Source organism: Paenalkalicoccus suaedae (genome assembly GCF_006965545.2).
Classification (GTDB): domain Bacteria; phylum Bacillota; class Bacilli; order Bacillales; family Salisediminibacteriaceae; genus Paenalkalicoccus; species Paenalkalicoccus suaedae.
Window position 1 is genome coordinate 3,014,187 of record NZ_CP041372.2, and the last position, 25,218, is coordinate 3,039,404.

General features: G+C 44.3%; 15 protein-coding genes. 5 read left to right on the forward strand and 10 right to left on the reverse strand.

Annotation, left to right across the window (positions count from 1 at the left end):
• The gene (locus FLK61_RS16005; protein ID WP_176010362.1) at nucleotides 1–1,542 is read right to left on the reverse strand and encodes a putative polysaccharide biosynthesis protein; all 1,542 of its coding nucleotides are present in this window, start codon (nucleotides 1,540–1,542) and stop codon (nucleotides 1–3) included.
• Nucleotides 1,539–2,279, reverse strand: a complete 741-nt coding sequence (locus FLK61_RS16010; RefSeq protein ID WP_176010363.1) for a WecB/TagA/CpsF family glycosyltransferase — start codon at nucleotides 2,277–2,279, stop codon at nucleotides 1,539–1,541. Before FLK61_RS16010 ends, FLK61_RS16005 begins: the two co-directional genes overlap by 4 nt.
• Nucleotides 2,280–2,482: 203 nt before the next feature.
• On the opposite strand from FLK61_RS16010, the gene secA2 reads away from it, so the two are divergent.
• Together secA2 and FLK61_RS16020 are read left to right on the forward strand one after the other, a co-directional pair.
• Entirely contained in the window at nucleotides 2,483–4,882 is a 2,400-nt protein-coding gene (gene secA2, locus FLK61_RS16015) for an accessory Sec system translocase SecA2 (protein WP_176010364.1), read from the forward strand.
• A 70-nt stretch (nucleotides 4,883–4,952) separates the two neighbouring features.
• Nucleotides 4,953–5,867, forward strand: a complete 915-nt coding sequence (locus tag FLK61_RS16020; RefSeq protein ID WP_176010365.1) for an accessory Sec system S-layer assembly protein — start codon at nucleotides 4,953–4,955, stop codon at nucleotides 5,865–5,867.
• A 254-nt stretch (nucleotides 5,868–6,121) separates the two neighbouring features.
• Here the strand turns inward: FLK61_RS16020 and FLK61_RS16025 are convergent, their stop codons facing one another.
• From FLK61_RS16025 to FLK61_RS16035, 3 genes are all read right to left on the reverse strand, one after another.
• Nucleotides 6,122–7,561 carry an N-acetylmuramoyl-L-alanine amidase gene (locus FLK61_RS16025; RefSeq protein ID WP_176010366.1) on the reverse strand — a complete coding sequence of 480 codons (1,440 nt, stop codon included), beginning with the start codon at nucleotides 7,559–7,561 and terminating at the stop codon, nucleotides 6,122–6,124.
• A gap of 644 nt (nucleotides 7,562–8,205) precedes the next feature.
• Complete coding sequence (locus tag FLK61_RS16030; protein ID WP_176010367.1) at nucleotides 8,206–10,221, reverse strand: S-layer homology domain-containing protein; 2,016 nt, start codon at nucleotides 10,219–10,221, stop codon at nucleotides 8,206–8,208.
• A 29-nt stretch (nucleotides 10,222–10,250) separates the two neighbouring features.
• On the reverse strand, nucleotides 10,251–12,527 hold the full coding sequence (locus tag FLK61_RS16035; RefSeq protein ID WP_176010368.1) for an S-layer homology domain-containing protein: 2,277 nt from the start codon (nucleotides 12,525–12,527) through the stop codon (nucleotides 10,251–10,253).
• A 306-nt stretch (nucleotides 12,528–12,833) separates the two neighbouring features.
• Here FLK61_RS16035 and FLK61_RS16040 point away from each other — a divergent pair, with 306 nt between their 5' ends.
• Both FLK61_RS16040 and FLK61_RS16045 read left to right on the forward strand, forming a co-directional pair.
• Complete coding sequence (locus FLK61_RS16040) at nucleotides 12,834–13,412, forward strand: S-layer homology domain-containing protein (RefSeq protein ID WP_176010369.1); 579 nt, start codon at nucleotides 12,834–12,836, stop codon at nucleotides 13,410–13,412.
• A 72-nt stretch (nucleotides 13,413–13,484) separates the two neighbouring features.
• Nucleotides 13,485–14,084, forward strand: coding sequence for an S-layer homology domain-containing protein (locus tag FLK61_RS16045; RefSeq protein ID WP_176010370.1), 600 nt, complete (start codon nucleotides 13,485–13,487; stop codon nucleotides 14,082–14,084).
• Between the two features lie 889 nt (nucleotides 14,085–14,973).
• On the opposite strand, the gene FLK61_RS16050 is transcribed toward FLK61_RS16045, so the two are convergent.
• The 3 genes from FLK61_RS16050 to FLK61_RS16060 all read right to left on the reverse strand — a co-directional run bounded on the left by FLK61_RS16050 (nucleotide 14,974) and on the right by FLK61_RS16060 (nucleotide 20,243).
• Nucleotides 14,974–18,420 (reverse strand): S8 family serine peptidase, encoded by a 3,447-nt coding sequence (locus FLK61_RS16050; protein ID WP_176010371.1) that lies wholly within the window; start codon nucleotides 18,418–18,420, stop codon nucleotides 14,974–14,976.
• Between the two features lie 391 nt (nucleotides 18,421–18,811).
• The gene (locus FLK61_RS16055; RefSeq protein ID WP_176010372.1) at nucleotides 18,812–19,822 is read right to left on the reverse strand and encodes a hypothetical protein; all 1,011 of its coding nucleotides are present in this window, start codon (nucleotides 19,820–19,822) and stop codon (nucleotides 18,812–18,814) included.
• A 4-nt stretch (nucleotides 19,823–19,826) separates the two neighbouring features.
• Nucleotides 19,827–20,243: a type II secretion system protein gene (locus FLK61_RS16060; protein ID WP_176010373.1), complete on the reverse strand. Its 417-nt coding sequence runs from the start codon at nucleotides 20,241–20,243 to the stop codon at nucleotides 19,827–19,829.
• 76 nt (nucleotides 20,244–20,319) lie between these two features.
• Between FLK61_RS16060 and FLK61_RS16065 the strand changes: the two genes are divergently transcribed.
• The gene (locus FLK61_RS16065; RefSeq protein WP_176010374.1) at nucleotides 20,320–21,807 is read left to right on the forward strand and encodes a prepilin-type N-terminal cleavage/methylation domain-containing protein; all 1,488 of its coding nucleotides are present in this window, start codon (nucleotides 20,320–20,322) and stop codon (nucleotides 21,805–21,807) included.
• 46 nt (nucleotides 21,808–21,853) lie between these two features.
• Here FLK61_RS16065 and FLK61_RS16070 read toward each other — a convergent pair whose 3' ends face one another.
• On the reverse strand, nucleotides 21,854–23,164 hold the full coding sequence (locus FLK61_RS16070) for a stalk domain-containing protein (protein ID WP_176010375.1): 1,311 nt from the start codon (nucleotides 23,162–23,164) through the stop codon (nucleotides 21,854–21,856).
• Between the two features lie 555 nt (nucleotides 23,165–23,719).
• A complete protein-coding gene (locus tag FLK61_RS16075; protein WP_176010376.1) occupies nucleotides 23,720–25,120 on the reverse strand; it encodes a CAP-associated domain-containing protein in 1,401 nt (466 codons plus the stop codon).
• Nucleotides 25,121–25,218 lie beyond the last annotated feature (98 nt).

The following is a 25,218-nucleotide window of genomic DNA, read 5'->3' on the forward strand; positions in this document are numbered from 1 at the left end:
CTATAATCGCTTTCCAACGACAGGGATCATTTTAAGCTCTTCACGAGTAACACCTTTAAATACAAGTAATAATAGTCCATATACTACCGCTCCAACAGCCATCATGGCAAAGACGAAAAGTAGCACACCGCCTCGACTCCAAGCTGTTACATCAAACAGTAGCATTGGTAAGTAAACGACTGCCCCCATACCAACTGCCGCTAGCATGACACGAATCTCTCCATTCCCAAATAGCTTGAACGAGATCGACTTTTTCATCACATACAAATTCCATGCCGTAAGGACGACATACACAACTAGCGTGGACCAAGCTACCCCGATTAATCCAAATTCTCTAATTAAGAAAATATTGAGGATTACTTTTAATACGGATGCTCCGAGAACAATATAGGCAGACAAAAGCTGCTTATTCATTCCTTGTAAAAGTCCTGTTGTCAATACAGCAAACGACGTAAATACAGCACTTACGTGTACGATTGCTAATGTATCACTTGCCATCGTATCTCCAAATAACGCAATGTTGAGTGGCACCGTAAGAACAAGTAGACCAATGGCAGCTGGCCATGATGTTAAGTGCATAAACTTCATTGCCTTCTCTGTGATGCGAGAAGTTTTCGTGTGATCGCCTGCTGCTAATGCCCCTGTAATAAGCGGAATCAATGGTAAAATAAGTGCTTGTGCAAATACAACAGCAATCTGTACGAGCGCAAGTCCCCGACCATAATAGCCATACTGTACAGCCACATTTTCGCCAATCGCAGCTAGCTGACTCGGGACGGTGATCGAGTCAATGAAGTTAACGAGCGCCATCGCTAGTGCGCCGACACAAATAGGTAAGGAAATTTTAAGAATCGTTTTGGACCAGCGACGAAAGCTATCTATTGAATAGCGTACGTCCGTTGTTGGCTTCACATCGGACTTGGTAAATTTACGGCGCAGATACACAAGTGACGCAAGCGCCCCAAGAATTGAGCCGATCATGACGCCTCCTGCGATCACAGACTCGTTAAAGCCTTGACGCACTAAGATGTACGCAAACAATAGAATGAAGAAAACGCGAACGACCTGCTCTAGCACCTGCGAGAGCGCAGTCGGGCGCATATCCTGATAGCCTTGGAAATAACCGCGATATACGGCCATATAAGGCGCAACTAACAATGTCGCTGATACAACAATTAAGGATAGCATCGCGAATTCTCCGCCTAACAGGGACGCGATTTGATTGGAGAATAGGACAATTCCAATAAACAATGTTGTTCCGAAGCTCATCGCGAGGATAGCTGCTGTGACGTAAATGTCACGAATCTGTTGCTCATTGCCTGCAAGTCTCGCCTCCGAGATTAGCTTGGAAATCGCAAGCGGAATCCCTGCAACCGAGAGCGTCAAAACAGCCATATAAACGGGATAGACGATCGAAAAGATCCCGTACACTTCATCGCCCGCAATATTTTGAAGCGGAATTCGAAAGAGACTGCCGATAATCTTTGAAAGGAGCGACGCAATTGTAATAATTAGCGCCCCTTGTAAAAAGGTCTGCTTCATCGTTGCTTCTTTCTCTCTTGAAGCATTTTGATCCCAAATCGCGGTAACGCCATCATGCGTCCGATTCGACTTGGCTGCTTTAGAAGCCTATAAAACCACTCAAGGTGGATTTTTTGCCAAAACATTGGTGCGCGCTTCACTTCGCCTGCGAGCACATCAAAGCTCCCGCCGATCCCCATAAAGACGCCATGGTCAAATTGATCCATGTGTTGCGCAATCCAGTTCTCCTGCCTTGGTAGTCCAAGCGCTACAAACACGTAGTCTGGCTTCGTCTCTCTGATCTCATTCGGGATCGCATCATCCGCCCAATCAAAGAATCCGTGATGACTACCTGTAATCTTTACGTGAGGAAACTGCGTCTCGATCTGCGCAATCGTTTTAGGAAGAACCTCTTTTGATGCTCCAAGCAAGTAAATGGACTGCCCCTTCTCATTTGCCATCGTTAAGAGTCGCATAAATAAATCGAAGCCTGTAACGCGCTCTGGTAACTTCTCGCCAATCAGCTGCGCACCCTTTACAACTCCGATTCCATCCGCAGTTACATATGTAGCTTTATCAATACTTCTTTTATAGTCGTCATTCTCATAAGCATGGAGGACGATTTCCGGATTTGCCGTTACGACAAAAGCTTTTTCTTTTAATTCAGCGTGCGTGACTAGTTGCTCCGACATCTCTTTTAACGTCGTACGAACAAACGGCACCCCTAGAATATTGACGCGGTCAAACTGTTTTATCATGATGAGTTAGCCTCTCTTTGCTTTTTTCTCTCTTGCATCATACCAAATTTACCTATGGAATGGAATTGACTTTCGAACCACCCTTGATTTTTCCATCGAGAAAGACAATTAAACTCCTATTCATGCTATACTAGTCGTTGGGAATGGTGAATTTGTTACGGCAGATTTACATTCGATTTTGAGAGTTTTAAGGAGAGAGCATAATGCTTAAGTTTGTCAAAAAGGTAATCGGAGAAGAGCAAGACCGACGCCTTAAAAAATACGGGAAAATTGTCGCTGAAATTAATAAGCGAGAAGCCGATGTAGAGAAGCTGTCTGATGCTGAGTTACAACATAAAACAATTGAATTTAAAGAACGTTTAGAAGCTGGTACAAAGCTTGATGACTTAACGGTCGAGGCATTCGCTGTCGTGCGCGAGGCTGCAAAGCGTGTCCTTGGACAACGTCACTACGATGTGCAGCTTATGGGTGGCTTGACGCTACTTGAGGGCGACATTGCGGAGATGGCAACTGGAGAAGGTAAAACACTTGTTGCTTCCCTGCCAAGCTATTTAAAGGCACTTGAAGGGAAAGGCGTTCACGTCATTACGGTTAACGAATATTTAGCACGCCGTGACCGTGAGATGATTGGAGAAGTGCACGAATTTCTTGGACTGACAGTTGGACTTAACGTACCGATGCTGTCTGCTCCCGAAAAGCAAGCTGCTTACCGCGCTGATATTACATACGGTGTCGGCAATGAGTTTGGCTTTGACTATTTACGAGACAACATGGTGTACGGCACGAATCAACGTTCTCGCCAGCGTCCGTATCATTACGCGATCGTCGATGAGATTGATAGTGTATTGATTGACGAAGCAAAAACACCATTAATTATCGCTGGTAAAACAAGCGTTAATCCGAATCTTTACCACATTTGCGCGAAGCTTTCTAAAAGCTTTCAGGAGAATGAAGATTACGTCTATGATCGTGAAGCGAAGTCTGTTAGTTTCTTAGACGGCGGTATCACGAAGGTCGAGCGCGCATTTGGCGTTGATAACTTGTATGACTTAGAGCACCAAACGCTTTATCACTATGTGATCCAGGCACTACGCGCACGCGTGATGTTTAAGCGCGATGTCGAATATATTATCGACAAAGGCGAAGTAAAGCTTGTCGACATGTTTACAGGACGTATTATGGACGGTCGTACCCTCTCTGATGGACTTCACCAGGCAATCGAAGCCAAAGAAGGCGTGGAGATTACTGAGGAGAACAAGACGCAAGCAACGGTGACGGTGCAGAACTACTTCCGCCTCTATCCAATGCTATCTGGGATGACCGGTACCGCTCGTACGGAAAAGCAGGAGTTTGAGATGCTTTATGGCATGACGGTTATTGCCATCCCGCCTAACAAAAAACGTCTGCGTGACGATCGAAGTGATCGAATCTTTGCTACTGTTGAGCAGAAGTACATCGCAGTCGCTAAAAAGGTGCGTGAGCTCTACGACCAAAAGCAGCCTGTGTTAGTAGGAACAACGTCTATCATTCAATCCGAAACAATTGCGCAATATTTAGATGAAGAAGAAATTCCATATGAGATTTTAAACGCAAAAAGCGTGGAGAAAGAAGTGCAGCTCATCTCCTTAGCAGGTCAGCTTGGACAAGTAACAATTGCTACAAATATGGCTGGACGCGGTACCGATATCATGCTCGGTGACGGGGTTAAAGAGCTCGGCGGACTATTTGTCCTCGGGACAGAAAAGCACGAAAGCCGTCGTATCGACAATCAGCTACGCGGACGTGCAGGTCGTCAGGGTGACCCTGGTACAACCGAGTTTTATGTCTCTATTGAAGATGAGATGATGAAGCGCTTTGCTCGCGAAGAGCTTGAAGAATGGCAGAAATCTCTTACTGCAGATGAACATGGTCAGATCGAAAGTAAAGAAGCTGGTGCATTTATTGATAAGGTCCAGCGTATGTGCGAGGATTTAAACTATGCGCAGCGTGAGTATACGCTCAAACTTGATGATGTCGTCAATGAACAGCGTGACGTTATTTACAAGCTACGTAATAAAGTTTTAGAGACACGCGAAGCTCTACCATTTGTCTATGAAATGATTAAAGGTGCAACCGACGAGCTCGTTAAAAAGCATTGTCCCGAGTATCAGCTACCTGAAGAGTGGGATCTCCACGATCTACAGGTGCAACTTAACCATATTCTTCCACACGAAGACTTTGCTTTAGAAGGTGAAATCGAGAGCTTAGATGACGTGTTAGGTCCGGTGCGCGAAAGTGTTGCCAGATACATTGAATGGATATCGAAGTACGAAAAGCGTCCTGCCGTGCAAAACGATGCAAAGCGCGTACTTTTGATCAGCATCGACGTTCGCTGGCTTTCTCACTTAGACGATATGAATCGTCTGAAAGAAGGTATTGGACTTCGTAGCTACCAGCAAGAAGACCCAATGCGCATTTACCTTCGCGAAGGCTTTGAGTTCTTCGAGAAGACATATGCGAATATCCAAAAGGACACCGCATTCCAAATGCTACGTCCATTGCGTCCTTTACTTGAAGCAGAGAAAAAGAAAGCTTCAGAAGCAGCGGCGACAACAGAAGATTAACTGGGTTCCCCTTCGTGTTCTTCGCCGAAGGGAAACCGACTACATACTATACTAACTTGGAGGTTTTATCATGCTCCCATTTTTCAACAAGAAAAACAAAGAGAAGCTAGAAATGGAAGGCCAAGAATCAACGGTCTCCTCAAACGACATCCTACAAACATCTGACGAAGAAGCATCGAACGAAAAGGTGGAACCTACATTATCTATTCACCCTTCTTGGAACTTACCAGAAGAAGATATGTACTCCTTCCGCTTCCTAAACAACGAGTGCCCAGCGCTTGAACCAAACCAACTGTCACTTTACGGCATCAACGTTGCAAAAGACGATAAGGAGAACTATGTGTTTCACGCCTTTGTGAGACACAGTGTTAACCGCCCTATTGCTCTTTCGGAAACAACGATCGTGCTACTTGATAAAGACGAAAAAATTGTTGGGCGCAAGGTCGTTGATTTGAGCGAGCTCGGCGAGCTACCTGCTCACTCTAGCCGCCCGTGGCGTTTTACGTTTACTGCTAAGGATCTATTCATCGATGAGGTTCCAGCCAAAGGATGGACGCTTGCATTCCAACTCAAGCCATCCTCTAGAAAGCACTCTTTAGAGCTTACGAGCACATGGAAGAAGTCTCTTGCGACAACGGAGCAAAAGAAGCTTGAGGAGATTGTAAATAAAATTGAGCCGCCGAAGCCTGGTGAGGTGAATTTCCTTGGTTTGAAGGCGCAGCTTGTGGAACAGACTGGCGAGCTCCACGTGACGCTTCTTGTACGTAACGGTGGAGAGAAGGCGATTAACTTGGAGCAGATTCCTCTACAAGTTGAGGATGCTGCGGGTGATATCGTAGCAACTGGTGGATTTAAACTGAATCCGAAGCTTGAAGTAAAAGCGAATACAAGTACACCGTGGAACTTTGTATTCCCTGCTTCGATGATTACGAAAGAAAATCCGGATCTGTCTCGTTGGAAGGCGTATCCTCCTAAAAAGAAGTAAGTTATTGTTGGTAGAGGCTAAGGTTGATGAATCAACCTTAGCCTTTTTTTGTTATGGTTTTTGGGGTGCGTCTGCATTTTCACCTTGCTCGTGTCCATAAATTTTGACCGTCTGCATGTCGTAACTCGCGGCATGCATTTTAACCTCGATCGTAAACACTTCAACAACCTTAGCATACTTTTCCCCCGCCCCATGCATTTCTCAAAAACAAAAAGCAGGAACCCTAATCGGCTCCTGCTCTAAACGAACAACTTTTATTTAAAATACTGCTGTAGTCCTTCAAAGATTGCTTCCGCTGAACGTTGTCGGTACGCGTCTGTCCGGAGTTTCTGTGCATCTGAAGAGTTAGTCATAAATCCTAGCTCTAGTAACACACTTGGCATAGTCGTCTCGCGAATAACGTGGTAATTGCCTTCCTTGACGCCGCGATCCGTCGTTTGTAATTTAGCAACCATAATGCGGTGTATATCCTCTGCAAGCTTCTTTGAGGATTGCGAACTATAGCGAGTGCTGTAGAACGTCTCCGTCCCATTAGCCGCCGGATTGCTAAACGCATTTGCATGTACGCTAATAAACACATCGGCGTTGCTTCGCTCGGCGATTCGTACGCGCTCTGCAAGAGACAAGAAGATATCTCTATCCCGAGTCATGACAACATTTGCTCCAGCAGCTGTTAATAGCCGCTCTGCACGCTTAGCAACATCAAAAATGAGGTCTTTTTCATTCATGCCACCCGCGACAGCTCCTGGGTCAGTCCCACCGTGACCTGCGTCAAGTACGATCGTTTTACCAGAGAGACCAGGTGACGCCGGACCTCCCATGTTTAAGAATGATGAACTCACATACCCTTTTTGACCTTGAAACGTAATTTGAGCCCATCCATTTGATTCTGACTCCACAATCACGATCGTTCCGTTTGGTAAGCCACCTAATCTAGGTGCGCTAGCGTTTGGAGCTGACCGTACATTTAAAGACGAAGCTGTAACTACTGCTTCTGTTCCAATAGGAGCTGGCGCTGGTGGAGTTGGTAATACTTCACTCCCAGGTACAAATAATCGACTTACGTAAGCTGAACGAGATGTTTGATGCCAATACACATCAGCTCCAAATGTTTGTGCAAAAAATCTAAGTGGTACATATGTGACGCCCTGTCTAATATCTGCAGGTACGGCTCCTTGAATTTCATTTCCATCTACAAACACTTTTTTCTGATCAATTTGGAACATAACGCGCTTGTTGCCATCCTGCGCATGAACCTCGCGATTAGCCTGATCCCATCTCACATTAATACCGAGAGCATCTCCAATTGCACGATAAGGCACGAGAGTTGTACCTCGGTCATTGATAACACGAGCATCCGTTTGTAACACATTTCCATTTACAATCGCACGTGTATTTCCCGATCCATTTGCTGGAATCGGAATTGTTCGTACATAGCTTGCTGAAACATACGCGACATTTCCACTATGTTGAATTTTATGCCACCCGTTAGCTGTCTCTAAAATATGTACTGGTGTACCTGATGGCAGTCTATCAATGGATCTAAAAGATGTGCTTGGACCTTCTCTTACATTTAAATCTGTTGAAGATGTCACGGTACCAACTGAAATAGCAGAAGCTTCATTTGGGTTAAAACCTATGATGGCAAAAGCTAAAAAACACGCAGCTAGTACAACGATGATACGATTCCGCATATTATTCCTCCCCTGACTTTCTTCGCTACTTACTCGTAATTTTTGACAGCAATTCTATGCAAACTATACCACACACCACCTCATATTTAACAGTTTCGCGACAGAAAATATAGAATATATGATTCTTTGGAACTACATACGAAATAATTCAAGTTTCTCATCACTAGTTTACTAGTAGCTTTAGTTACGCTAATAATTTTGGGAAACACTAATAGATTAGTAGTTTTACTATTTGCATCTTGTAAAATCTCGATTGAATACGCGCACTAATGGCTTTTTGCGCGAAATGCCACTTGATCTAGAGCTTTCTCTCTCTTTTTCGCGCTAGTTGAGCTAGTCATATATGGTTTTATCTACATGTATAAAGAGATAATCGTGTTGCAGTGAAAGTTATGTGCCTCATTCTAGAGTTATGTTCCTTATTTGGTTTTTATGTGCCGCATCCCTGATTTATGTGCCCCGTACCTTAGTTATGGACCTCTTGAATAGTTATGTTCCGCATTTCCTAGTTATGTTCCTAATCTGACTTTTATGTTCCCCATTTCTAAGTTATGGACTTCACCAAACTGAAAAGACCATCTGCAGCAAAAAAACAAAAAACTGCTAATCTTCCAAATCAATTAGAAGATTAGCAGTCCACATTATTATCTTACATAAGGTATTGGTGTTAGATAAGCACTGTGAATATATCCTGTTGGTGTGCTTCTGTCGTCAGATGACACTTCGTACCAGCGTTGACCGTTAGAAGCTAACGCTTCATTGATCATGATGACGTGTGCACCCGCGTTTCTGTACGTAAAGATGGATGGGAATTCTGTCCCTGCTCCGCGACGAACGTTAAGACCTGTTGTGTTCACTCGTCCGATAGAGTAGTTACCTAAGTCCTTGCCTCCTAGGAATTGATCCGCTCTGTACATGTGTCCCGCGATTTTTTGTCCCCAGAACATATCAGACGCATAGCGAATGTTCATCCCTGCGCCTTTATTACCGACGAAGGCTCCTTCAAAGCGCCAGTCGCCCTGATGTGCATAACCCGGGAGGATATATCGCTCCGCTAAGTACATGATGCTCGCCTCAAAGCTAATAAACGTATCTGCATTCCCGTATGGATTAGAGTCTGAAGCATTTAAGCCAAACAGGTTATTCTTATCCTGCGCAATACGGCTAGTGCCCCATGCGCTCTCATGAATAGCCTTCCCCATAATATAAAGCGCGTTAATACCTGTGCGCTCTTGAGCGTTGATAAATGCCTGCCCCATACCAACTAGTGGCTTGTTGCCAGGGCTTGCAGCTTGTAAATACGCGTCAAGCTCTGCTGCTGTATAGTTCGTGCGAGACTTTACTGGTAGCGCATTAAAATATTGATCGGCCTCACCGACGCGATTCCCTGCGCTGTCAAAGTATGTGCGACCATTCCAACTATAATAGCGCTCATTTGCTCGCATAAAACCAGGTGCTTTCCCATAGCGATACGAAGAAAAAGTATCCGCTGTTGGGTTATACAAGTGATGCGTCAACTCACCGCCGGAGACGGAGTAATAGTTACGCTTGTTAATTGTTTGTTGAGTAGGATACAGCTTTACTTGATCCCAGTTTACATAGCCAACTCGGCCAGCAACCTCTACTTGGATCACACCGTTTGCCGTTCCCATATAGCGGACTTCAGAACCAAATCGTGCATCGTCTGTCATATACGTTGTAGCATTGGTTAAATTACTGTTGCCATAAACACTGACGATAGATGCTGTTGGATGATTTGGCCGAACGATTCCACCAGCCATTTCTTTAATCGCACCATTTTTAAGCAAGATCGTTCTCGTTGATGTTAATGCACGTTTCGCCTGATCATATGACGAATACGTTGTTGGAACAACTTGAAGCTCTCCATTACTTGCGATAGAAGCAACTTGGAAATGATCTACTTCTGGTGGTTGCACTGGAGGCGTTACAGGTGGCGTCGGCGTTGGTGCCGGCTCACCTGGTGTCGGATCTGGCTCTACCGGATCCGTGTCACCGATAATCTCTTCATAATCTTCCACAACACGAATCATACGAACAATAAATGCCGCCGCTTCCGCTCTTGTTGCATTTTGCTTTGGAGCAAATCGCATCATTGACGGATCGTTTGTTGTATAACCCAAAATAATTCCGAAATACGCATTACTTTGAACAGCTGTAAGGTACATCTCACGAATGTCAGCAACATCGATGAAGTTTAATTCACCAGGCTGGCGAGGCACCCCTCTGTATCCAATGGCGCGATCAATCATGACGGCCATTTCTTCACGCGTAATGTTTTGCTCTGGTCGGAACGTTCCGTTTGGATATCCTCCTACAAGAGAGGCTCCTGCTGCACGGTAAATGCCATCAGATAACCCGTGAGTTCTTGGCACATCCGAGAAGCTCGCTTGCTGACTGCCTGCTGGCAGATTCAATGCACGCGCTAAAAACGTTGCAAACTGCCCTCTTGTTACCTGCGCATTTGGCGCGACGCGATTCGCACTCACACCCGCCATAATATTACGGTCAATCGCTTCTAGTAGCTCTTCTTCTAAGCTGTGCCCACTAATGTCGGTGAAGGAAGTGTTTGCCTGTACGGTCGAAAAGGTGGTAAACATCATCACGATGGCAATCGTTGCTACAAAAAACTTCTTTAACATAGGTAGAACTCCTTTCTTTTTCTATATAACTAGCGCGGGATACGGTTTAAGAAAGTTGCAAACTCCGCTCGTGTAACAGCGATGTTTGGTCGATACGTGCCATCACTATAACCACCAACTAAATTGTTGGCGTTCATGATGCCAATGTTTTGATACGCCCAGTGCGTCGATGCCACATCCGGGAATGGTACATTGCCGGATCCGCTTAACTGATACGCACGAACTAATATAGTTGCAAGCTCTGCACGCGTAAGCGTTCCAGCAGGAGCAAAGCTTCCGTCAGAGAAGCCTCCCATAATGCCCGTTTCCGCAACTGCGGCAATATTTGCGTAGAGCTGTGTCTCTGGTGTGACGTCTATAAAGCCTGGATTTGGACGTCCTGCCGTTTGTAAACCTAGATCACGAACGAGCATCGCTGCTGCTTGGGCACGCGTGATATTTCCACTTGGTCTGAAGGTACCATCTGGGAATCCTCCGATTACACCACGATCAGACAATCGTTGAATTGGATCAAACGCCCAATGGTTCGCTGCAACATCGGAGAAGCGTTGCGCCACAATCGAATCGTCTAATACATGAATCGTAGAGAAGTAGATAGATCCTTTATCTTGAGCCGTTGGGGCTGGTTCTACCAGATAAATCTCGTCAAACGTATACGGCTTTGGAACTCCTTGCGGTAGTGAAGCTTTTACGTAGCGCCAGCCATTCCAATTAAGTCCGTTCTCTTCCGTGAAATTGATTGTATGTCGTGTGCCTTTGCCATCATATACGTAACCACGTAGCCAGTTGCCAACTCCATTCCCGTGCACCCACATGCCAATTTCTTTTGGACTGCCGTGCAGAAGGAAAGGCTCATTTCGTCTCATATATGCCGCTGCCGTGCCTGTCGCATTAGAGAAATCATACGTGAGCTTTGTTGTTGTGCGATTCTCGCGTCTCGGCTCATTCTGCGCAAGCGTTGACGTGATACTGCTTGTCCCCTGTACCGCCGATGTGCGCCACTCACTCGCATTCGTCATGTGTGTGAGCGTTACCTCTGGCTGGGTCACCTGTGGTGGCGGAGAGGAATCTCGCACCTGAAGCGACGTTGGCATAATGCGCTGCGTGTTTTGTGTGACGTTATTTAATAGCGTCGGATACCCGTAGTTGTTGCGCAGCCCTACCATTGTCGTCGAGCCACCACCGTCTAAGTTAATCGCCCGGTCTGCGCCCAATGAGATGAGGTAGTCCGCAAGCTCGGTAATCGTCATTCCGTTTGCTACCTGTGGATTAGAACGATCCACCGTTACAAAAAATACTTGGCTACCATCGCGCGAGATCCCGACTGCGCTTCTCGCTAAACGTCCTACTGCCTGCGGTGCTGATGGACTCATCGTGATATGACGTCGCCCGTCCTTCACTAAAAACGGTCCCGATCCAAGTACAAACTCAGCCTGCTTCCAATGATCCTCTACTTCCATTTGCACAGAAACCTGGTCGCCGACCTTCACATTTTCAAGCTGTGCAGCAAGCGCACCACCATTAGCCGATAAAACAAATCCGTTCTGTGGAATTCGTGGATTTGTTGGCTCACGGAATGTATTACGACTTGTAACCGTTCCTGTAATTGTTTGTCCGAAGCGAATGTTCTTCATATCAATATTCACGTTATCAATGACAAGCTCCGTCGCAACAGACGACGCGTTTTGTCCTGGTGTCGGTAAATGGTGATTTGGTGTAAACATCGTGATCGACTCACCAATACGCGTGATATTATCCACGCCAGCTACTGTAAAGTTTTTTCCTCCAATAGAAGCTCGTACCTGTGGCGTAAACTCTCCAATTCTAGCAGTCCCATTTTGGTTCATCCCAAAGGCCTGGTTCGAAAAATTGTATCCATTATTATCATTCGAGTTACGTCCGTAGCGAAGGAGCTTTCCGTTCTCCATCATAAAACCAGTTGGAAAACCAACCGCTTCTCCTCCAGTTTCGAAGAAAGCGCCGTTAATCCCAGCTACTACCCGATTTTCGTACGTATGACGATCACGAGCGAACTGCAGAGTAGATCTGCGTTGCGTAAATGGATTTGCGTAAGCGAGCTCCACGTCCGTATATGTATCTCGTAAATTAATCTTCATTGTATTCACGTCACGCTGAAGCGAATTTTGTAGGTAGCTAGCCTTCGTCCACTCCACTCCAGTCGAGAGCTGTTGCTTTTGCTCCGCTGTCTTCGTGCCGATTGCAGCTGCTCCCGGCGTTACTGCTGTTAATGCCATCGTGATAGCTAGTGCGCAAGTTATATGCCTAAAGGTGTTCTTAATCCCCATAAATGCCCTCCGATTGAACGTATTTAGCGTAAAAATGTCCAAACTTTCCCATGTCAGAGTCTATTATACAGCAAAGGTTTGCGATTAAAAGTTACAATCTCATAAAATTTTAGATTGACTCATATTACCTACGAAATACGTGAGAATATGGGATTTACCTTACGTACTTTTTTCAAAAGATTACAAGCATACTACAATTCATGTGCGGTTGGTCCCAAATCACTTCCAGCCTGTAGCATTGTGGCGCAACCTCTTTTACTATAAACCTATCTTTATGTAAGAAAATAATAGAAGAAGGTGATCAACATGAGATGGATTCTTACATTTGCACTCATACTTCTCGTTGCACCCATTACTGTTCAAGCAAATTCATTTAGTGACGTTCCACGTAGTCACATGGCATACGAAGCGATTACGTACCTTGCTGACCAAGGTCTTCTTGAAGGACGATCAGACGGACGTTTTCATCCTGATGCAACAATCACTCGAGCAGAGGCCGCGAAAGTGTTAGCCGAAAATCGTAATCTAACAGCGCCAAGTAGCTATAGCGTATCCGCGCCAGACTTACCTACTAGCCATTGGGGATACTCTTATGTCAATGCACTTGCTTATAACAATATATTAGAAGGAGATCGTCGCGGAATCCGTCCAGACTCTCCAATTAGTCGAGCCGAAATGGCTACGACAATGGACCGCACGTACTCCTATCGCTCACCTGGTAGCTTTCAAAACTTTCAGGATGTACCCTTTCGCCACTGGGCGTATCACCCGGTGAACACACTTGCGTTTAATGGCATCACAACGCAGGGCGGCAGCTTTTATTGGCCAAGTAATTCCGTTACACGGGCTGAATTCTCCTTATTTGTTTACCGCACAATTCGATAAATAATTAGCTAGATTTTTCTAAAATCTTCCTATATATTAGAAGTATATCTAATACATAGGGGGATTTTTTTAATGAAAAAAATGGCTACTCTCGTTCTCGCATCTGTTCTCGCATTTTCGACCATGGTACCAGCCTCGGCAGCAAGCTTCCCTGACGTACCTGAAGCAAACTTTGCTTACAATGAAATCAACTACCTTGTCTCCCTTGGTGCTATCTCCGGTATGCCAGACGGCACATATGCACCTAGCATGCCTGTAACTCGGGCCGAAGCATCAAAAGTAATTTCAGAAGCGCTTCAACTTGAAGCTGACGCAAGCTACCAACTAAACGTAGGTGACCTTCCAACGACGCATTGGGGCTACACGAGCATGAAGAACTTATCGTACAATCAAATTCTATTTGGTGACACGCGCGGCATGCGTCCAAATGATCCGATCTCACGCGCAGAGCTCGCAGCAATGTTAAATCGTGCCTTTGACTTTGCTCCTCCAACGAAATTTTGGGAGTTTGCGGACTTAAATGCTTCTCATTGGGCTTATCATGATATCAACCAAATGCTTGCGAACGGCTTAACTACAGAAAGCGGAACGTTCCGCCCAGCAGCTAACGTCACGCGTGCGGAATTCGCTGTCTTTACAGCACGTGCGTTGGATGATCAGTTTAAAAAATAAAGAGTAGTTATGGAGCGACCTTCGTGGTCGCTTTTTTCTATTTTGTAGATCAAGAGCAGGCACCTTCGGCGCTCCTTTGCGTCGGGCACTTTATACCTGTGTGGCTTACTCAACTATTTTGCCCGGCCAGCGGCCGTGCAAAAGGATTTTTGTCGCGCGAAAGAGCTACACGGGTATTTCGCGCCCTCCGCTCCGGGTCGCCTGCGGTTAAGGAAATATTTATATGCTTTCTATCTTCCCTCTTTAGAAATCAACCTGCAAAAGAAGTAGTCTGACCAAGGTTATTACCGTAATCGAATAGAGTACCCGTGACCGTCATTGACCTCGAATGCTGGCTCTTTAGAAATTAGATTATTCTTTCCGTCATGATATCTGTCTCCTCTAAAGAGACAGTCCACTCCGGATGTACTTTAGCAACCTAATTAATTTACAATTTTGCACAACCTACTCGCTTTTTTGCACAAGATTGGCTAAATTTTGCACCACTCTCCTCCATTTTGGTACCCCGTCCTCCAAATTCATCACAGCTATCCAAATGAACAAATCTTCCTCCAAAAAAGCGAGGCAACGAACTCTCGCGTCGTATCTTCCAACATAAAGAGGAAGGTTCGAAGCCCTTATACATACCGTAACCGCAGGTGCCTCGAAGTGACGTTTGCGTACTACCAGTGGTAGCACTTTCGCGCAGCGAAAATCCTTTCGAACGGCCATTGGTTTGGCCGTTCGAAATAGTTGAGCTAGCCACCACCGGTAGTTGCAAACGACACGCAGAGGCACCGGAAGGTGACCGCACTTGACCTTGATCTTGAACTTGACCTCGAACTCTACTAACCTTAATCATAAAAAACCGCCCCAGCACTATGCCAGAGCGGTCCACAACCACAAATTATTATCGTTTCTTTACATCCAATGTAAATGCGTGCATTGCTGTACTGCCGAAGAATTCCTCTACTTCCACTGTATACGTGCCTGGAGCCACGTCAGCTGTTAAGAATTCGTCGTCTCCTCGGCCGTAGTGATCAGAAGTTGCGACAACTTGACCGCTACTATTCTTAAGACGTAACACACCGTCTGCTCCCATTGGAACTCCAAGTGACACATCTACTTTACCTGCTGTAGATACGGTAAACGTGTACGATTGAGCCTGCTTACCACGGTTAATGAGCGGGAAGAATCCTCTTGTTGCCCAAGTTGCATCCCCTGTTTTTACCAATGGTAACGTGCCACGTAGCTCATTCGTTATTGGCGCAACCTGAATGAAGTATTCCGATAGCTTTGGACCAGCTCCAGCGAAGAACATATCATTCATCACGATAACAAAATATCCATTACCTGCGCGTGCTTCAAAGGATCCTTGTAACGATTCTTGGAAGTACTCTTCTGGATAGAATTCCATGTAGCGCATGCTCTCGTCACCATCGAGCTTCCCATTGCCATTCGTATCTTCAATCACCGCGATGATTGGTAGCACAGGATCCATTAGCTCAGACGGTACATCCTTTTGTGCTGGACGTTTCGTCGATGGACCTACGTGAATAGCGTGTAATCCCGTTTGTTTTGGCGAAACATAGAAATAATCCATACCACTCAGTGCCATATTCGCGCGAAGTGGGAATTCGCCTAAACGAGTAGCATTACTAAAGCTATGGTTATCACCGTGACTGTCGATGATATCTGTAGCAACTAACTCACTTGTTACAGAATACTCGTCTAAAGACATACCGTAATCCATCTCACCCAAGAGCATCACATACGTTTCGCCCTCCATTAAGCCTGCGTAGAAGGAATCTTCATCGCCCGTCGGTAGATTATAATAGTCGAAAATACTTCCAGACATACTTGCTCCAACAAGCTCAATATCCTCTGAATCCTCATTATAGCGAATCACTTCAATTAAAGGATTTAGTGTTTTTGTACGGTTATACGTGAACTCATACACACCTGTTTCTTCTGGCGTAATCACCGCAACATCAATATCGCCCTCATATTGGAGGAAACCAGAGAAATCACCGTCAAACGGTCTTGCTGCCTCTAAAAACTCATCGAACATAGACGCCATGGACCACTCATCAAACGTCTCTTCCGCACGCTTAATCCGCTTGTCCTTGCGCTCTGCAAACGCTCGTGCAAAGTCTCCGTCAAACTCGTCTTCCATGTCCCAATCCATGTCATCATCAAAGTTGCCGAATGGATAGCCATCCTCATCTTCAGGTAACGTTGCTGCATCTACCTGCATGGAATAAGGAATTAACGACGAATCGGCTTGATTGCTCATATCAAAATCAAACATATCGCCAACGATTTCCCAGAAGAAATCATCGTACCACCAGTCATCATAACCGACCGAGGATACTTCTAGAACATAGTCAACGCCAGGGATAGCTTCAAACGTTAGCGTCACATCATCTCCAACGCTTTCTGCTGAGGCTTGTACAAATGGAAATGGCTCATAGAACTCCAGTTCTTCTTCTGGAACGCCTTCTGGTAGTGTAAAGTCATCTGCGAAGTAAACCGACACAGATGGACGTAAACCTGGTACTCCGTCAAGGTGCACTTCTACCGCATTTTCGGAATCAGCAGTGAAAGCGAAGTAATCCTGCTCGCCACCAACTCCTGCTAGCGTGAACTCATTCACCTCGTAAGGGAATGCGTCGATTGCTACAGGCTCCTCAGCAGTTCCACCATCTTGAGGTAGCTCCGTGACCTTTTCGAATAGGACAGAGAACGAAGAATCACCGTTTAAATTGTATTTACCATACGCATCATAAACGGTTACAACAACGGACTGATCTTCTTCTGAATAGAATAGGTAGCCCTCTTCTTCGCCTTCTCGAGCAAAGTCGACTGTCTGTGTCTCATCCTTAAATCCCGTTAGCTCCGTAATATCGAATGCTAAATCGTTAAGCTCAGAGCCCTCAAGCTGTACCTGGAGATATTCGCCTGCTTCCATTGGAATGTGATAGCGGTATTCCTGCATAGGCACATCAATAGAGCCAGACCGTGTCTCAAACTGACCTGGAGAAAGCGTTACGTTAGTAGAATCTTCTAACCGATTTTCCCCATAAACAGGCTCGTCCGGAATTGTTCCATTAAATGATAGTGCAGCGGTCGGATCAACTAGCCCAAAGCCGAAGTCTGTGTCATAGCCAGTTGCACCAAGGTCATCCGCGGTTTGCTGGAGAATGTAGCGGATCTCATAAGGCGTCAAATCTGGATTTTTAGAAAGCATGAGGGATACGACTCCCGCAACAACAGGTGAAGACATGGAAGTACCACTCATTGGGCCGTACGTGTACGGCTTGTCCATATCGTGAAGCGTCGAGTAAACCGAATCGCCAGGAGCTACGATATCAACGTGTGGTCCGTAGGACGTAAACCATGCCTTCTCTTTATCCGCGTCTGTTGCGCCAACGCTAATAACGCCAGGCTCTGCTGCTGGATAGAAAGGATCATTTGATAGCTCGTTACCCGCCGCTGCAACGATTGTGATTCCGGCATCAAGCGCTTCTGTCACCGCAGCACCAATGATGTCAGAGCGGAAAGGTGAGCCTAAGCTCATGTTAATGACTTGAGCGTCTTCCTCAATCGCTTTGAGAATTCCTTCAGCGATTGTGTAATCGGTCGCCATCCCAGAACGTCCAAACACGTCTATAGAGATGATATCGGCATTAGGATTAATCCCCTCTCCGCCAATCCCATTATCCATCTCTGCAGCGATGATTCCGGCTACGTGCGTGCCGTGAGCGTCCTTTGTCGCTCGTTGAATCGGATTTAGCGTAAAGTAATCGGAGACAACGCGATCGGATAAGTCCGGATGATCACTATTTACTCCACCGTCAATGACAGCAACTCGAACGTTATTATCGCCTGCAAGTGAACGTGCATTTGCGATATCAAGCTGTCCTAAGTGGTACATATCGTCTACTTTTGGATCTGTTTCAAGCTTTTTAACGGGCACACTCGGACGTGCGCTTTTTACTTGCTCAAGACCTGCGTAATGTGTGAGTGCTTCCTGCATCGTCTTTGATCCGTCTAGCTTTACGACTTGATAGCCGAGATCCGGGATGGATCTGATGACGCGTCCACCTGCTCCTCTATGGGCCTGTTGGGATAGCGTTTGCGATGATTGAATGACAATCTCGTCCTCACTTAGCTTCCATTCTCTCTCGAGAGCCGCGGCTTCAACGTCTGAACGCTCAAGTTTTAATCTCTCTGCAATCGTCGATGCTGCTGATCGTTCCACATCTACACCGGCCATTGCTTGTACTGGCGAAAATGTTGTTGCGAGCAGTGCTAATGCCACTGCTGATGATATGTAGCGTTTACCAAGCTTCATAGTGTTGCCCCCTAATCATATGAATGTTCCAAAATGACGGAATACTCTAAGTATAAATGTTCGTTAGGAGGTTGACTACTATTATTTTCAATAATATGGTACGTCTTGGGTGCTTTTTTAATGTGAGGAATGGTGGGGTAAGATGTGGGTTTGGCAGAGGGTAAGGGGTTAAGTTGCTTGTGTGGGTTTTATGTTCCTTATATGGATTTTATGTGCCTCATTTTGAAGTTATGTTCCTAAATTGATTTTTAATGTTCCGCATTTCAGAGTTATGGACTTTAAGTCCTGATGAGGTAAATAGTATTAACTACCATGTTTTTTCTTAACAAAAAAGCAGATAAGTTAGCAAAGTAAACTAACTTATCTGCTGTATAAAAAAAATATTCTTCCATTAATTATCAATTGTTTCAATTACCCAGCGCGCCCCTTCTATTTCGTCAGGTGTTCCAGAACCTGGTTGATCAGAGAAAGTTTGACCCTCGTAGTTGATTTTTCCTTGAGTTAACTTATCTGAGCAAGATGAAACTTTATTTAGTCCAGAGTTATTTGACTCCGTCAGCAACGTAAAAGAATTGTTTTGCACTTGATAAACGCTTCCTTTAACGCACACTCTGGCTTGAGGCTGAATTCGCACATTACTTAGCAACATATCCTTTTCAACTAATATTTCTGCTTCTTCTCGAGGATTTTGTGACATAAGTCGCTGGCTTCCTTCATGATATAAAGATCCGTTGATGCGTAAGTAGGAGTCATGCAAAAGATTAATTCCGCTCAATATAGCAGCATCTCCTGTCACTGTTACATATGCACCATTTTGAATGTTCGTGTTACTTCTAAAAATATAATCACCATTCAATGAAGCATCATTTCTTTGATACTTTCCAGACGCATTCACGAATATACTTTCACTATTTTGAACCTTTCGCCACAGCTCTTCTATCCCGCTACCTGAGCCAGTTTCCTCTACTGGTGTTCCACCTACCAGCCTAAGTTGTAGGGTCTCTTCTCTTTCTTCTGTGACATTGCCGACAGTTCCGTTAGACATGTAAGTCACAACGACCCTATCATCTAATATATTTACTTGAGGTGCATTTACAGAAAACGTTTGAGACACTTGTGTATTTTGAGGTAGTGAAATCGTTTCGTTACCAAGCTCTGTTCTTAAAAGTTCAGCCATTGTAGCAACATCGGCTACCTCTGCTCCTTCTACAACATCAATAATATTTTCTCGCATATGCTTAATCCCAATATCGCGCACATCTGTAGCAAGAACCTGTTGCTCCGATCGCTCTGCTTGTGTCGAGCTGTTAAGAGCTGCCTCTACAAGTGGCACCGACATTAGGCTAATCACGACAATTGCAATTAACACAACGATTAATGCATACCCCTTCTCATTCCTCATCCAATCACCTCGTTATCAGCTCGTGCATTTCGGACACAAGTCTGTTTTGTTGATTATAAAACCCGACAGTAACAATAGTGCGTCCTACGTTTGCCGGCACACATTTCGTTACTGAAGGATAAAGTCTCTCATTATTCCCTTCCACAAATCTTCCATTCTCATCTGATTCAAGAAAATCAAAAAACGAATTCGATTCAGGTAATAGATCACATGATTGCGACAAAGCTAACGTATTCTCTCTTTCTACTACTTGATATAAAATGGCCTGGTTTAAATTAGTACGATCTACTTCCTCTTCCACAGAATTTGCGAACATCGCAGACTGCGTGAAAAAGGTCCCTGCTGCTAAACTAAAGAATCCTAGGATGACGATTGCAGCCAAGATTTCAAGTAAAGTAAATCCCTGTTCATTTTGTCGCATAACATTCACCCTTTTTGTCCTAAATACTATATACTGTCAGTATACAACTTTTTAGACATTAGAGGTGAAAAAACGTATGAAAGTCCCTCATTTAAATCAGCGTGGTGTGACATTGGTCGAGGTTTTAGCCACCTTAGTACTATTAACATTCGTCGCAGGTATCGCCTACAGCTTTTTAATAAATAGTTACACCTTCCAAGAAAGAACGTCCGAACGTGTCAGTATCGTGCAGGAAAGTAACACGTTATCTACCTCGATGCGTCAAATTCATGAACAGGGTGGCGACATCTTTTTCACAGAAAACGGACAGCTCCGCGCAGACTCTAGTACTGGTAGAATTCTACACGACGAGCGCACGCGAGTAACGAACCTTTATGTAGACGGGATTCAAATAGATCCAGGTACTAATTTGTCGATAAACTTTGATCAACACGACATCAAGGCCACTATTTTGAACGGGCAATATGAACATACAATAGACACTACGTTGGATCGTTTAAGCTACTTTAGTTATCAAAGTGGAACTCCAGTTGATGATGGTAATGAGGTAACTCCTCCTGATGAGGACACGGAAGTACCTGAGGAACCAAATGAAGAGCCAGAGACACCTCCTTCTGAAGAGGATATTGATGAAGTTGAATTCCCTAATAACTCTGAGGAGCATGTATACATAGATGGAATCTTTAGACATGCTGGCAACAATCAGAAATGTAATTTCACAGGAAATACTAAAACATCTCAGACAGTATTAAACAACCAAAGCGACGGGTTAGGTCCGTGTGATTACGCCGGTGTTTATAGCGGTAACCTCCTATTTATTAACCAAATTAGATTAGATAGTACCCCTTTTAATGTTGATGGATCATTATATCTTAAGAACGGCCTAGCCGAAAATGGAAATAACGCCTCTATTAATGTTACTAATCACGTAGTGAGTTTGAAAGACATTAATTTAAGAGGCTATTCACTATTTAATAGAGGACATTTGATCGGTTCTCACAACATAAAAATTGAGAACGCACATTCATTTATTGATATAAAAGGATCTGTAAAAGCAGGTTCACAATTTTACTTGGATAGCCCAACGCCTTCTCATATAGCTAGAAATTTAACCGCTAGTAGCCTATCTATTAGAAACCAATCACAATTAAACGTAGGTGGTAATGCAAGCATAGCTGGAGACATTCTTTTTAATGCCGGAGGAAGATTGCAAGCTAGCAATGTACAAGCAAGAAATTTAAGTTCACAAAACCAAGCAACATTTAATATAAGTGGTAATTTGTTGTTACAACAAGAACTAAGTCTAGAAAATAGAGGGAACTATCAGGTAGGAGGGAATCTTTCAGCAAATAATGTTAATTTTAAAAATGGAGCATCTGTCGAAGTGAGAGGTAATCTCAAAATATCATCAAACCGAAACAGTAATACATTTAATAGCGGTAGGATTTGTGTTTTCGGTAATGCCGATCTCCACAATAATAACAATTATACTGATACATTAGTTAAAAGTGAGTACTCTTCTTGCGAAAACGTGAATGGTAATGGTATTTTTCTAATCCGCTAAACAAAACCCCCAATGACTCATTCATCCAAGTCACTGGGGGCTTTTCTTACTTCATAAACGAATAGTTCGTAATAAACTTTTGTGTAAAATACGGTTTGCCGTCTTCAAATGCAACGCCGACGGATGTCTCGCGGAAGTTTCCTTGAAGCATATTATCTCGGTGTCCTTTTGACTCTAGCAGGTTAAAGTGAGCGTGAATTGGGCTCATTTGGCGTCTCGCCAAGTTTTCACCAGCATTTTGGAAAAGGATATCGTGGTTGCGTAAGCGATCGAACGGAGACTCTCCCTTTAAATTTGTATGAGAGAAGTACTGATTCGTCGCCATGTCTTCACTGTGCGCACGAGCGACAACTTGAGAGGATTCGTGCCATGTTAGTGGCTTGATCCCTTGTCTTTCACGCTCCATATTGGTCAGTAAAAACAGCTGTTGCTCATAGCTTTCACGGAGCTCCGGCTTAAATACCCCGTAAAATCCTGTGCTTTGATCCTCAACAGATTTTTTCACTGCTTGAATTCCCACTACTTTATTTGCTTCGTGCACATCATAAAATACTGTGACGTACATTCCCTTTACTTCGAAGAAATCCCACGTCGGGTCTGCTCCGTAATTGTAGTGTAGCCCACTCTTGACCATCCAACGTTTTGGCTCACCCAGCTGTGCTAGTACTTGCTCTCTGGTCGCATTCCCTGCCCCATTTTCGACAGTTGATGGATAAAAAATAGCGTCAATTTGACCGTTGCGATGTCCTAGCTGATAAAACGAGCTATGCTCCTGCATGTATACGTTCCAAGTAAATGGATACGAGCTTTTAAACGAATGATCCGGCTGATGCGACGGAAGAGCATCGCCAGGCCAAGCAGGCACCCAGTCAAACAGCTCGCTTGTTTGAATGTCTTTTAGATTCTGCTCAGCAGATGTATCAATCGGAGTTGTACCTGACTTCTCTGTGATAGAAACCTGGTGATTCTCTGCATCCCACTTCACGTCTGCTCCAAATGCTTCTGATACGAACCGAAGCGGCACATAAACGTGATTGTCTTTCATCTGTGGGTTAACATCTAGCTGTAAGTAACTTCCGCTTACATATGCATCTTTTTTAGATGTCCACATTGTCACGGATGTATCACCTTTTTGGGCGTAAACAGAGGCATCTTCTTTCATCCAGTAAACACTTGCGCCTAAATCTTCAAAAATTGCTCGGAGTGGAACGAAAACTCGGTTTTCAGATATGTATAGGTTCTCCGCGATGTCAGAGTTTTCTTCTCCATTAAATAGGTAAGATATTTCTTCTGCTTGAACCGGCGTTGCCATTACCAATAGTAGAGCTGCAAAAATTGTCCCAATAAATGCTTTCATTTCTCGTCCCCTCCTTGCAAATGTGTAATTCAATAGATGTAAATGAATCAATTGTGTATGTTTCTATTAATTATGACGTTCTTAATACAGTAATGTTACCCTTTTGTTACAAAAATGAAACTTTTATTGCTTTTTTCGTGTTTTATGCATTAATTTTACTGAAAATTCAGGTATATTATGGTATAAGGAGAAGTTTTATCCTAAAGTGAAGAATAGTAAAGAGGATATTCTTTGCTTACAGATGAAGATGTTAGCGCTTGTTTAACACAAACTATGTATATGTTACGTACCTCTTTTTATTACTAGATAACCGCATATTTTGGGTTCTATTAAATTTATTGTGAATTAACGCTCCATTGAGAGTGAATAGGAATGTCTCTACTTTATTGACCGCACTTCTTCTTATTAACCGTTACTTCCTCGTTGTTGATCGCTACTACTTTCTTATTGATAGCACGGTCGCTACTGTTGACCACACCGGCTCTAGTAACCGCACTACCACCACTTTATCCATAGCAAAATGACCCGCACTAGAATAGGTACGGGTCAAAATCATTACTTTGTATAAAACTTTTGTGTGTAGTAAGGGCGGTCTGTTGAAGAGAATGCAACTCCAACGCCAACCTCTTTAAATGTGCTGTTTAATAGATTGCGGCGGTGACCCGCTGAATTCATTAAACCTTGGTGTGCGAATATCGAGCTTGACTGTCCTGTTGCAATATTTTCGCCAGCAGTATAGTAAGTAAGACCGGCTTTGCGCATACGGTCAAAAGGAGATAGGCCTTCTGGCGTCGTATGGCTAAAGTAGCTACGGTTTGCCATATCTGTACTGTGAGCCAACGCAACAGAGGACACTTGATTATTTAATGTTAATGGAGCTAGTCCAAACTTAACTCGATCTGAATTGATAAGATCGAACAGCTGCCTTGTAAAGCCTTGTCTGAGCGTTTGATTGCCTGTGCCATAATGTGCACGAAGACTCTCTTCTACGCTCTTATCAATGACTTGAACAGCTGTAACCTGATGCCCACCTGAGAGGTGCAGGTCATAAAAGACAGTCATATAACCATTATCCACTTGATATAGCTCAAATTCATCAGACTGTCGCTGTTGATAGCGAGAGTTGCCCTTTAGGATGTAAGTAGCTGGCGTGCCTAAACGCTGCCTTACCTGCGTTTTCGTTTGCCCGATATGAACACCTTCCGGGGTAGATAAATGATTGCTGTTTGTATAAAGAGCGACAACCTTTCCTTGCTGGATGCCGATCATACGAAACTCGCGATAGTTTTGATGATACGTGTGCCATTGGAACCCATACTCACTTGTTGAAACGTGAACTGGCTGTCCTAGACTTTGCGTAACTTTAGATGCTGAATCTCCTAGCGCAATTCCGGAAACTTGAATCGTAGTAGACGATGCGGGCGGTCTGTTCACATTGCCTGATGCTTGCTGATTACTAGTTGGCGTAGATGGGGTGCCAATAGTAACATTAATACGTTTGCCTTCATCAATAACAGTTGCTACTCGGGTCGACGTGTCCCATTTTGCCTCTGCGCCAAATGATTCTGATACGAATCGAAGTGGCACATACGTGGAATTACCAAAAATCTGAGGTGCTACATCTAGCGTGACGGCACTTCCGTTGATTACTGCTGATCGTGAATCGATCGTAAGAACAATTTCCGAGTTTCCTCTTTTAGCAGTAACGGTTCTTGTGCGGTCATTCCATGCAACCTCAGCTCCCATTTCTTCGAATATCGATCGAAATGGAATTAATGTGCGAGCATTCTCGATACGTCCACCATTTAACGTAACCGATTCAGCTGCCAATACCCTTGAATCTACCTCATAGCTATTTTGCTCCAAAATGTCCTGAACAGGTAGGAACCAAACTAAAGCAACAACGACAAAAAGAATTGTTCGAAATAAAGAACGTCTAGCAAACTTGCTTTGCATGATACTCGTAAACTCCCTTAAGGGCTGCCTCATGAACAGAGGAAGTACGAGTAGCATGAATAATAAAACTTTCTCGCTTACAACGAAACACTGTTTTA

Coding starts and splice junctions, on each gene's coding strand:
- FLK61_RS16005 (WP_176010362.1), bottom strand. CDS start 1,542: ATGAAGCAGACCTTTTTACAAGGGGCGCTAATTATTACAATTGCGTCG.
- FLK61_RS16010 (WP_176010363.1), bottom strand. CDS start 2,279: ATGATAAAACAGTTTGACCGCGTCAATATTCTAGGGGTGCCGTTTGTT.
- secA2 (WP_176010364.1), top strand. CDS start 2,483: ATGCTTAAGTTTGTCAAAAAGGTAATCGGAGAAGAGCAAGACCGACGC.
- FLK61_RS16020 (WP_176010365.1), top strand. CDS start 4,953: ATGCTCCCATTTTTCAACAAGAAAAACAAAGAGAAGCTAGAAATGGAA.
- FLK61_RS16025 (WP_176010366.1), bottom strand. CDS start 7,561: ATGCGGAATCGTATCATCGTTGTACTAGCTGCGTGTTTTTTAGCTTTT.
- FLK61_RS16030 (WP_176010367.1), bottom strand. CDS start 10,221: ATGTTAAAGAAGTTTTTTGTAGCAACGATTGCCATCGTGATGATGTTT.
- FLK61_RS16035 (WP_176010368.1), bottom strand. CDS start 12,527: ATGGGGATTAAGAACACCTTTAGGCATATAACTTGCGCACTAGCTATC.
- FLK61_RS16040 (WP_176010369.1), top strand. CDS start 12,834: ATGAGATGGATTCTTACATTTGCACTCATACTTCTCGTTGCACCCATT.
- FLK61_RS16045 (WP_176010370.1), top strand. CDS start 13,485: ATGAAAAAAATGGCTACTCTCGTTCTCGCATCTGTTCTCGCATTTTCG.
- FLK61_RS16050 (WP_176010371.1), bottom strand. CDS start 18,420: ATGAAGCTTGGTAAACGCTACATATCATCAGCAGTGGCATTAGCACTG.
- FLK61_RS16055 (WP_176010372.1), bottom strand. CDS start 19,822: ATGAGGAATGAGAAGGGGTATGCATTAATCGTTGTGTTAATTGCAATT.
- FLK61_RS16060 (WP_176010373.1), bottom strand. CDS start 20,243: ATGCGACAAAATGAACAGGGATTTACTTTACTTGAAATCTTGGCTGCA.
- FLK61_RS16065 (WP_176010374.1), top strand. CDS start 20,320: ATGAAAGTCCCTCATTTAAATCAGCGTGGTGTGACATTGGTCGAGGTT.
- FLK61_RS16070 (WP_176010375.1), bottom strand. CDS start 23,164: ATGAAAGCATTTATTGGGACAATTTTTGCAGCTCTACTATTGGTAATG.
- FLK61_RS16075 (WP_176010376.1), bottom strand. CDS start 25,120: ATGCAAAGCAAGTTTGCTAGACGTTCTTTATTTCGAACAATTCTTTTT.